Genomic DNA, 9,861 nt, shown 5'->3' on the forward strand with positions numbered 1-9,861 from the left:
GCGGGGTCGGTGTTGACGCCGTGCGCGGCGCTGGTCTTGGCTGGACCCGATGTCCTCCCTCGTAATCGTCGAGTCACCTGCCAAGGCCCGCACCATCTCGAAGTTCCTCGGTGCTGACTATGTGGTCGAGTCCTCCATAGGCCACATCCGCGATCTGCCGCGCTCGGCGGCGGAAGTGCCGGCCGCCTACAAGGCCGAGTCGTGGGCACGGCTGGGCGTCGACACAGCCAACGATTTCAAGCCGTTATACGTGGTCGCTGGAGACAAGAAGTCCCAGGTGAAGCACCTGAAGGGCCTGCTGGCCGACGCAGACGAGCTCTATCTGGCAACGGATGAGGATCGCGAGGGCGAGGCGATTGCATGGCACCTGCTCGAGGTGCTCAGCCCCAAGGTGCCGGTACGGCGCATGGTGTTTCACGAGATCACCCCCGACGCCATCCAGGCCGCGATCGACAACCCTCGGGATCTCGACCGCCGCATGGTCGATGCCCAGGAGGCCCGGCGGATCCTCGACCGCCTGTATGGCTATGAGGTGTCGCCGGTTCTGTGGAAGAAGGTGATGCCCCGTCTGTCGGCCGGCCGGGTGCAGTCGGTGGCCACCCGCATCGTCGTCGAGCGCGAGCGGGCCCGCATGGCGTTCCGCTCTGCGTCGTATTGGGACCTGAAGGCACAGGTGCACGTCGCCGGCGGAGACGGCGGCGCCGCTGCGCCAGCGGCTGGCAAGGCGACCAACTTTGGCGCCCAGGTGATCGAGGTGGACGGCGTGCGCTTGGCCACCAGCCGCGATTTCGACGCCGAAGGCCAGCTGACCCGAGAGGGTGCGCTGGTGCTCGACGAGGGGGCCGCCACAACCTTGGCCGGCACCCTCACCGATGCTCCGGCCACGGTGACCTCGGTCGAGGCCAAGCCCTATACCCGCCGCCCCTACCCGCCGTTCATGACCTCGACGCTGCAACAGGAGGCCGGCCGCAAGCTGCGCTTCAGTTCGGCTCAGACGATGTCGGTCGCCCAGCGCCTGTACGAGAACGGGTTCATCACCTACATGCGTACCGACTCGACCACGCTGTCGGGGGCGGCGCTGGCGGCGGCGCGCAGCGAAATTTCGCAGCGCTATGGGGCGCCGTATCTGCCCAAGGAGCCCCGCACCTACAAGAAGAAGGTGAAGAACGCCCAGGAGGCTCACGAGGCCGTCCGCCCGGCCGGTGACAGCTTCCGCTCGCCCGATGAGGTGCGCGGGGAGCTGCGCAGCGACGAGTTCCGGCTCTACGAGCTGATCTGGCGGCGCACGGTGGCCAGCCAGATGAACGATGCCCGTGGCGAGTCGGTGCAGGTGCGGTTGTCGGCCCAGACGGTTGCGGCCGGCTCGGCCGGGTCCCAGAACGTCACCCTGTCAGCGTCCGGCCGCACGATCCTCTTCCCCGGCTTCCTCGCCGCGTACGTCGAGGGCGAGGACGACGGGGCGGAGGCCGACGATGCCGAATCGGTGCTGCCCGAGGTGAGCGAAGGTCAGTCGGCAACAATCGACGAGGCCGAGGCGAAGGGTCACGAGACCCAGCCGCCGTCGCGCTTCACGGAGGCGTCGCTGGTCAAGCGGCTTGAAGAGCTGGGTGTGGGTCGGCCCTCGACGTATGCGTCGATCATCTCCACCATCTTGGATCGCGGGTATGTGTGGAAGAAGGGCTCCGCCCTGGTGCCCAGCTTCACCGCCTTTGCTGTGATCGGCCTGTTGGAGGGCCACTTCCCCGAGCTGGTCGACTACGCCTTCACCGCCCGCATGGAGAACGACCTCGACGACATTGCCGGGGGCACCGAGGAGGCCGTGCCATGGCTGAGCCGGTTCTACTTCGGCGCCACCGACGACGACGCCGGCCTGGCTCGCATGGTCAGCGAAAACCTGGGCGACATCGATGCTCGCGAGGTCAACTCGATCCCGCTGGGCTCCGATGATGAGGGCCGTGAGATTGTCGCCCGGGTCGGTCGCTACGGGCCGTATCTGCAGCGGGGCGAGGACCGCGCCGGCATCCCCGAGGACCTGGCCCCCGACGAGCTGACCCTGGATCGGGCCACCGAGCTGCTCGACGCCCCGTCGGGCGACCGCGAGCTGGGCATTCACCCCGACACCGGCTGGCCGGTGATGGTCAAGGCGGGGCGTTTCGGCCCCTACGTGGCGATGTCCGATCCCGAGGAGCCGGACGAGAAGCCCGCCACCGCCTCGCTGTTCGCCACGATGGACGTGGCCACGATCGGGCTCGAGGAGGCGGTGAAGCTGCTCACCCTGCCCCGCGTGGTGGGCGTCGATCTGGCGGACAACGTGGAGATCGAGGCGCTGAACGGCCGGTACGGCCCCTACATCAAGAAGGGTTCCGACAGCCGCAGCCTCGACAGCGAGGAGGAGCTGTTCACGGTGACGTTGGAGCAGGCGCTGGCCAAGCTGGCCGAGCCCAAGCGTCGCAAGGGGCAGAGCGCCAAGCCGCCGCTGAAGGACCTGGGCCCCAACCCCGACAACCCGGAAAAGTCGATCGTCGTCAAGGACGGCCGCTTCGGCCCGTACGTCACCGACGGCGAGACCAATGCCAGCCTGCGTAAGGGCGACACGCCCGATGGGCTGACGATGGAGCGGGCCCAGGAATTGCTCGCCGACCGACGTGCCCGAGGCCCAGCAAAAAAGAAGGCGGCCGCCAAAAAGAAGGCGCCCGCCAAGAAGAAGGCGACCAAGAAGAAGGCGGCTGCGAAGAAGAAGGCTCCGGCCAAGAAGAAGGCCCCTGCAAAGAAGGCGGCAACCAAGAAGGCGCTGGCCAAGAAGACACCACCCCCCACGCCGTCCGAGGACTAGAGCACTCGATGGGTTGCGGCCGATCCTGCGGTGTCGCGTGACGAGCGTCCGCATCCCACCTCGAATCCCTGCGGTGCAGTAGAAAAGGAGCCTGCGTACCCGGTCCGAACGGTCGGGTCGGCGCGCCTTCAACACCGTGATGGGAACCACCAGACCACCAGAGGGATCAGATTCGGCCGGAGCATCCGTCGAAGCCGAAACGCTCCCCTCCTCGCCCGACCTCTCTTCGTTCGATCCGGACTCGACCGGTTCGGGCGAGGGCTGGATGCAGCGAATCTTCGGTTCTCGGGACTTCTATTACCTGTGGGTTGTGCAGCTGGTGTCGGCTCTGGGCGACTGGGTGGGGCTCTTTGCCATCACCGCCCTGGCGGCGCAGCTCTCGTCGGCGCCCGAGGCGGCCACGGCGCTGGTGCTGACCGCCCGTGTGGCGCCGGGGTTGTTTCTCGCACCGCTCGCCGGCGTCTTCGTCGACCGCTTTGACCGCAAGAAGGTGATGATCTGGTCGGACCTGGCCCGGGCGGTCGTGTTCATGGCGCTGCCGTTCGTGCGCTCGGTCACCGGCCTGGTGATCGCCTCGCTGCTGCTCGAGGTGTTCACGATGCTGTGGTCGCCGGCCAAGGAGGCGGTCACCCCCAGCCTGGTGCCCCGCAAGAAGCTGACCGACGCCAACTCGCTCAGCCTGGTGGCCGCCTACTGCACCATGCCGGTGGCCGGCGGGCTGATCTACCTGCTCACCGCCGCCAACGGCTCGCTGGCCAACATCTCCTGGCTGGGGCCCCTTCAGTTCAGCAACGAGCTGGGCAACACCCAGGCGCTGGCGTTCTACTTCAACGCCGCCTCGTTCGTCATCGGCGGGCTGATCATCTGGAAGCTGGTGCGCATTCCCAAGCACGCGCTCGGCCGCCACGTGATCGGCGAGGAGCGGGTGGCGGGCGTCGGCGAGACATTCCGCGAGATGCGCGAGGGCTGGCGCTACATCGTCGAGAACCCGGTCGTGCGGGGGGTCAACGTGGGCCTGGCCACCGGGCTGTTCGGCGGGGCGATGCTCGTGCCGTTGGGGCCGGTGTTCGCCGAGAAGGTGATTGGTTCGGGGGACACGTTCTCGCTGTTCATCACCGCGCTCGGCCTCGGCGTGGCGGTTGGCATCGCCGCGCTGTCGGTGGTGCAGAAACTGTTGCCCAAGCGGGCGTCGTTTCTCATCGCCTCCTATGTCAGCGGCATTGCCTTGTTCCTGGCGGCGTCGATGTCCTCGTTCTGGCCGGCCGCGGCCTGCGTGTTCCTGCTCGGCGTGTGCGCCGGCACGGTCTACATCCTCGGCTTCACCCTGTTGCAGACCTATACGACCGACGAGCTGCGGGGACGGATCTTCTCGACGCTGCTCACCCTGGTGCGCCTGTGCGTGCTGGTGTCGCTGCTTCTGGGCCCCGCCATGGCGGCGCTGTTCGAGCAGCTCACCTCGTCGATATTTCCCAGCAATGCCCAGGGCATCCCCCAGGCCGAGATCTTCGGCGTGTCGCTGGCGGTGCCCGGCGTCCGGGTGGCGCTGTGGTTCGGCGGGCTGATCATCCTCGGCGCCGCCACACTGGCCGCCAGATCGATGGGCTTTCAGCTACGCGAGGGCCTGGCCGACGTCCGAGCCGGGCTGCGCCACAACACTGTCCGCCCCGAGTATTCGGCCGAGCTGTTTCATGGCGACCTCCGCCAGGCCGAGGTTCAGACGGCCGAGGTTCAGGCCGCCGAGGCGGTTGGCATCGATGTCGGCCTGGCCGAGGTGGACCCGGCCAAGCGCGCCGCACCACGACCCGACCCCGAGCGGCGCCGATGAGCCCCGAGCGCGGCCGTTTCATTGTCTTCGAGGGGCCCGACGGTTCCGGCAAGACCACCCAGGTCGGGCGGCTGGCCACGTCGCTGGGAGCGCTCCCCACCAGGGAGCCGGGGGACACCCCACTCGGGGCGCAGCTACGCCATCTGCTGCTGGCCGACGACTCCGAGGTTACCCCCGGGTTGCGGGCCGAGGCGTTGTTGATGGCGGCCGACCGCGCCCAGCACGTCGAGCGCGTGGTCGCACCGACGCTGGCCGCCGGACGGTCGGTGGTGAGCGATCGCTTCAGCGGTTCCTCGGTGGCGTACCAGGGGTACGGACGAGGGCTCGACCCGATGGAGGTGCTGGCGCTGTCGCAGTTTGCTGTGGCCGGGCTGGAGCCGGACCTGGTGATCGTGTTGGACGTCAGCGTCGAGGTCACGCTTGCCCGGCTCGGCACTGAGCGAGACCGGATCGAATCGGCTGAGCCGGCGTTCCATCAGCGGGTTCGTACCGGCTTCCTCGCCCAGGCCGACGCCGACCCGGAGCGTTGGGCGGTACTCGACGGCTCCGCCGACATCGAGCGGGTGGGTCGCGCAGTCGAGGCGCTGGTCGAGGAGCGGCTCGGTCTCGTCATCGTGGACCGCTAATGAACGAGGAGGGCACGCCCGACCAGGACGGTATCGGCCAGGGCGGGCTGGAGACCGAGGCGACCGGTCCGGGGATCACCCCCGGTCCGTTCGCCGAGCTGGTGGGGCAGCAGCCGGCAATTGCCCAGCTCAGCGCGGCGTTACAGCGTCCGGTGCCCGCCTACCTGTTCGTCGGCCAGACCGGTTGGGGAACCCGCAGGGCCGCCGACATCTTCGCCGGCGAGCTGTTGGCCCGCCACGATCCCGAGACTGCTGATCGGCACCGGCGCCTGGCGGCGGCGGAGTCGCACCCGGCGATCGCCGTCGTCGAACGCACCGGCGCAGCGATCAGCGTCGAGGAGGCCCGCGATATCGCCCGCAGGGCCGAGCTGGCACCGCCGGAGGGGTCCCACCAGGTGCTGGTCCTCGTCGACTTTCACCTGGTCCGCAACGCCGCACCGGCGCTGCTGAAGACGATCGAGGAACCACCGGCGAGCACAACCTTCGTCGTATTGGCCGAGGAGGTCACCCCGGAGCTGGTGACGATCGCCTCCCGATGCCTTCGGGTCGACTTTCGTCCGATTCCCACGGAGGTGCTGGTCGCAGCGGCCGCCGAGGAGGGCTTCGACCCGGACGCGGTTGCGGTGGCGGCCCGAGCGGCGGGCGGCGACCTTGAGCGTGTCCGGGCGCTGCTGTCCGACGAGGCGGCCTCGCAGCGCTGGCGCCGCTGGAGCGACTTGTTGGGCCGGGTCGACGGAACGGCTGCGACGGCGAGCGGGCTGGTTGCCGAGCTGATCGCCGACCTCGATGCGGCGGGGGAGGCGCTGGCCGCAAGCCATGCTCGCCAGTTGGAGTCGTTCGATCACGCCGAGGGGGATACCCCACGGGGGCAGACCGGACGACGCAAGCGGTTGGAGGAGCGCCACAAACGCGAGGCCCGTCGGCTGCGCAACGACGCGTTGCGCGCCGGAATGGCGGCGTTGGCCGATGAGGCGCGGGCACGCGCTGTCGACGCAGCCGGGGCGCAGACCTACGGGCGGGTGGGCGACGGGCTCGCCGATCTGGAGTTGGCGCTTCTACACAACGCACGGGAGGACCTGGCGCTGCTGGCGCTGTTGCTGGCGTTGGGTGAGCCGACGCCGTCGCTGTGACCGACGGCGCCCTGGGCATGGCGGCCCGAGCCTCTTATCGGGGTGTAAGGTTCGGACAACTCCGTCGAACACATCTGGTGGCTTCGTCGCGTTCAGTGCCGTAAGCCGATCTCAACCTCCGAGGTGATAGCGCGTGACCCAACCGAGCGTCGAGAACACTCACGAGCGATCCGATGGCCGCACGCTGCTCGCTCTGAAGGTGGCGCTGGTCGCTGTTGTCGTGGTGACGCTAAGCGCCGCCGGGTGGCGAGGGGTCACGCAGGCCAACGGTCGAACCGAGCAGGCCAGTGGCCCACAGCCCGTACTGACTTCCCTGTCGGTGGTTGGAGAACTTCCTGAGGCTTCATCGGAGGCCCTCGTCAGCACCCCGGTAGAGGTAGCGCTTGTTCGTCAGGCGGAGAAGATTGCACGAGAGGCCGAGGAGAAGCGCCAGGCGGAGGAGAAAAAGCGGGCGATCGAGGCGGCCACTTTGCCGGAGCGGGGCGTCTGGAACGGCTCTGCCCCAATGCCCGGTTCCGAGGTACACGAACTGCTGACGATGCCGATGCTCGAAGGGGAGCAGGCGCCGGTGATTGCTCTCACCTTCGACGACGGGCCCTCGAAGTACACCGCCGAGATGGTGGAGATCCTGAAGAAAGAGAAGGTGCCGGCGACCTTCTTCTTCCTTGGTCAGAACGTGCAAGAGCGTCCCGACGATGCTCGGCTGGTCGCCGATGCCGGCTTCTCGGTCGGCAGTCACACGATGGACCACAAGGACCTGAAGACGCTGTCGCCTGCCGCAGCGGAGGCACAACTGGCCGACTCGACCAAGATCATCGACGATCTGTTGGGCAAAGGCACGGTGCAGTGCGCCAGGGCGCCCTACGGCTCGTTCAACGACGACACCCTGCGAGCGGCCAAGAAGCACGGCCTGGGCCTGATGGGCTGGGACGTCGACACCGAGGACTGGAAGGTGCGCGACAGCGGCAGAATTCTGGCCAGAGCCACCGTGCCTGGGCAGCGCCAGCTGATCCTGGCGCACGACGGCGGTGGGGAACGTCGGGCGACCGTAGAGGCCCTTCCCAAAATCATCGCTCATTACAAAGCCCAGGGCGCCCGCTTCATCGAGCTGTGCAGCGCCAACGAGTCCGAGGGGAACTGAGCGACGTCACGCTGGTAAGGTGAGATCTTCGCCCGGGTAGCTCAGACGGCAGAGCAGCTCACTCGTAATGAGCAGGTCAGGAGTTCGATTCTCCTCTCGGGCTCCACTCACATCCCAGTGTTCCCAAGGCATCCGGACCTTTATGAAGGTCGGCTGCGGGAGCGTAACACCGCTGCAGACCACAATTTAGTCCACATTCTCGCTATCGGCCCCTAGAATCGGGCCCCGTGAGCACCAAGTCTGCAAGTGGAAGCATCCGGGCTCGGCCCGGTGGCAAGTGGCAGGTCCGCGTGGCCGGAAAGAGCCGTAACGTCTCATCGCGCCGAGCGGCGGAGCGCATGCGGCGGACGATGCTCGAGGAACACGAGCGAGCCACCCAGTCGGGTCATGAAGAGACCACCGTCGGTGTCTTCCGGGAGATCTGGCTCGCCGACTGTGCCGATCGGCTTGCACCGAGAACCGTCCACTCATACCGGAGGATCCTCCAGCTGGAGGCGCTTGCTCCGCTTCTGCCGATGGAGCTTCACGAGGTTACCGCCAGGAAGCTCGCCCCGATCATCTCGCGGGTGACCGCCGAGCACGGCCGGCCCAGCGGGCTGGCCGCTTTCAGAAGCCTCTCGGCGATGTTCGGGCTGGCCGAGCGATGGGGCTACATCGAGATGAATCCCTTCCGTCGCATGCAGGCCCCGTCGGTCCCCAAGCGGGAGCCGACCGTCCCCACCCCGATCGTCATGGAACGGGCGATGCGGATCGCCACCCCGGAGTTCGCGGCCGTGCTGCAGTTCGCGATCTGCACCGGCTGCCGCCGTGGCGAGATTGCTGGCCTTCGATGGGGCGACATCGACACCGAGAGGAACAGCGTCATCATCCGGCGGTCGATCGACTCGACCCCAGGCAACGGCCTCCCAAAGGAGACCAAGACGTCCAGCACGAAGGTCATCAGCCTCGACGAGGGCACGCTCGCCTCCCTGGCTGCGCACAAGGCGCGCCAGTCGGACCGGGGACAGAACAACGCCTGGGTCTGGTCGCGGGATCGCGATGGGGCCATCCCCATCAGGCCCGACAGGATCAGCGACCTCTGGGCTGACGTCCGAGCCCAGCTCCCCGAGATCGAGGGCGTCCGCTTCCACGACATTCGACATGCGACCGCCACCTGGCTCATCGCAGCCGGTATGGATCCGCGTACGGTTGCGGACCGGCTCGGTCACGACGACGTAAAGCTCACGCTGAGCACCTACACCGCGCCCGTGGCAGCGAGCGATCGCCGCGCAGCCACGATCATCGGCGACCTGTTGGCCGGGGCGAGAGTGGGCCTCTCAGCCGACGTCGACGACGGGGAGCGGCCCGGGTCGTAGCGGGTAGCTCTCCGGCCAGTCCGGCGACCGGTCCACCGTCACCCGCCGCTCGCGCAGCGCCTTGGCCCACTCGGCCAGCTCGAGCCGGGCGAGGTGGAGGCCCAGGCACTTGTGTTGCCCGACACCGAACGAGAGGTGCGGGGTGGCATCGGGCCAGCGGGATGGATCGAAGGTCGTCGCATCGGTGTAGACGTCCGGGTCCATGTTCCCGGCCCACAGCAAGGCAAGCGCTCGGTCACCTTCGGCTACCGGGTGCCCCGCGATCTCGGTGGGCTCGGAGGCGACACGCACGAATGCGCCGGGCGAGGACCGATACCGCAGCACCTCCTCGACCACCTGGTCGTCGTCCCACTCGCCCGCCCACCAGCGGTCACGCTCCGGCGTCTGGCCGCACATCTGCCACCCGAGGATCGCCGACTGAGCGGCGGTCGTCTCCCACCCGGCGACCAGCATCTGAACGATGAGGGCGACCCGCTCGGCATCGGACAGCTCCGCGGTCGCGATCCCCTTGGCCAACGGCGTCGCCGGCGCATTCAGCACCTCGCTGGCCATCTTCGACAGATGGACGCACGCCGCCTCGAGTTCATCTCGATGACTCGCCGATTCGAAGGTCCAGATCCGCGCAAAGTTTTGTGCCTCGGTGACGAGCACCTCGAGGTCGCGCAGACCGAGCACCTGCTGGAACACCTGCCCGGTGTATCGATGGGCTGCGTCCCCCAGGTCGTCACCCGGGGTGAGCTCGCCCACGATCTCGCGGGCGATCGTCCGGACCGTGTCGCCCAGCTCAAGGATCGACCCCTTGGTGAAGGGAGCCTCCACCGGGCTTCGTAGCTCCCGGTGCCGGTCCTCCTCAGCGAACGACGAGATTCTCTGGGCGATCTCCCATGCCGGCCCGGAGACGATCTCCCCGAAGCACAGATACTCGATCGAGCAGGCCCACCAGGGCGCCTT

At 67.9% G+C, this 9,861-nt stretch carries 7 protein-coding genes and 1 tRNA gene; 7 read left to right on the forward strand and 1 reads right to left on the reverse strand.

Annotated features, from left to right (window positions below; all coding sequences use genetic code 11):
• Positions 1-49 precede the first annotated feature (49 nt).
• The 7 genes from topA to PKD89_RS15200 all read left to right on the forward strand — a co-directional run bounded on the left by topA (position 50) and on the right by PKD89_RS15200 (position 8,910).
• Entirely contained in the window at positions 50-2,833 is a 2,784-nt protein-coding gene (gene topA / locus PKD89_RS15170; RefSeq protein ID WP_289011884.1) for a type I DNA topoisomerase, read from the forward strand.
• Positions 2,834-3,098: 265 nt separating this feature from the next.
• Complete coding sequence (locus tag PKD89_RS15175; protein WP_289011885.1) at positions 3,099-4,658, forward strand: MFS transporter; 1,560 nt, start codon at positions 3,099-3,101, stop codon at positions 4,656-4,658.
• Positions 4,655-5,284, forward strand: a complete 630-nt coding sequence (gene tmk, locus PKD89_RS15180; RefSeq protein ID WP_287376563.1) for a dTMP kinase — start codon at positions 4,655-4,657, stop codon at positions 5,282-5,284. Before PKD89_RS15175 ends, tmk begins: the two co-directional genes overlap by 4 nt.
• Entirely contained in the window at positions 5,284-6,414 is a 1,131-nt protein-coding gene (locus PKD89_RS15185; RefSeq protein ID WP_289011886.1) for a DNA polymerase III subunit delta', read from the forward strand. The genes tmk and PKD89_RS15185 overlap by 1 nt, the downstream gene beginning before the upstream one ends.
• Before the next feature lie 133 nt (positions 6,415-6,547).
• The gene (locus tag PKD89_RS15190; protein ID WP_289011887.1) at positions 6,548-7,555 is read left to right on the forward strand and encodes a polysaccharide deacetylase family protein; all 1,008 of its coding nucleotides are present in this window, start codon (positions 6,548-6,550) and stop codon (positions 7,553-7,555) included.
• A gap of 30 nt (positions 7,556-7,585) precedes the next feature.
• Positions 7,586-7,661: transfer RNA gene (locus PKD89_RS15195), tRNA-Thr, on the forward strand.
• Positions 7,662-7,782: 121 nt separating this feature from the next.
• A complete protein-coding gene (locus tag PKD89_RS15200) occupies positions 7,783-8,910 on the forward strand; it encodes a tyrosine-type recombinase/integrase (protein WP_289011888.1) in 1,128 nt (375 codons plus the stop codon).
• Here the strand turns inward: PKD89_RS15200 and PKD89_RS15205 are convergent.
• Positions 8,872-9,861: cytochrome P450 (locus PKD89_RS15205; protein WP_324332520.1), on the reverse strand; the 990-nt coding region annotated here is incomplete at its 5' end. The genes PKD89_RS15200 and PKD89_RS15205 overlap by 39 nt on opposite strands.

Origin of the sequence: Candidatus Neomicrothrix sp. (genome assembly GCF_035329545.1) — a bacterium.
In the GTDB taxonomy this organism is placed as follows: Bacteria; Actinomycetota; Acidimicrobiia; order Acidimicrobiales; family Microtrichaceae; genus Microthrix; species Microthrix subdominans.

What these genes read in the sequence shown, in the direction of transcription:
- topA (WP_289011884.1), top strand. Translation starts at nt 50, where the DNA reads ATGTCCTCCCTCGTAATCGTCGAGTCACCTGCCAAGGCCCGCACCATC.
- PKD89_RS15175 (WP_289011885.1), top strand. Translation starts at nt 3,099, where the DNA reads ATGCAGCGAATCTTCGGTTCTCGGGACTTCTATTACCTGTGGGTTGTG.
- tmk (WP_287376563.1), top strand. Translation starts at nt 4,655, where the DNA reads ATGAGCCCCGAGCGCGGCCGTTTCATTGTCTTCGAGGGGCCCGACGGT.
- PKD89_RS15185 (WP_289011886.1), top strand. Translation starts at nt 5,284, where the DNA reads ATGAACGAGGAGGGCACGCCCGACCAGGACGGTATCGGCCAGGGCGGG.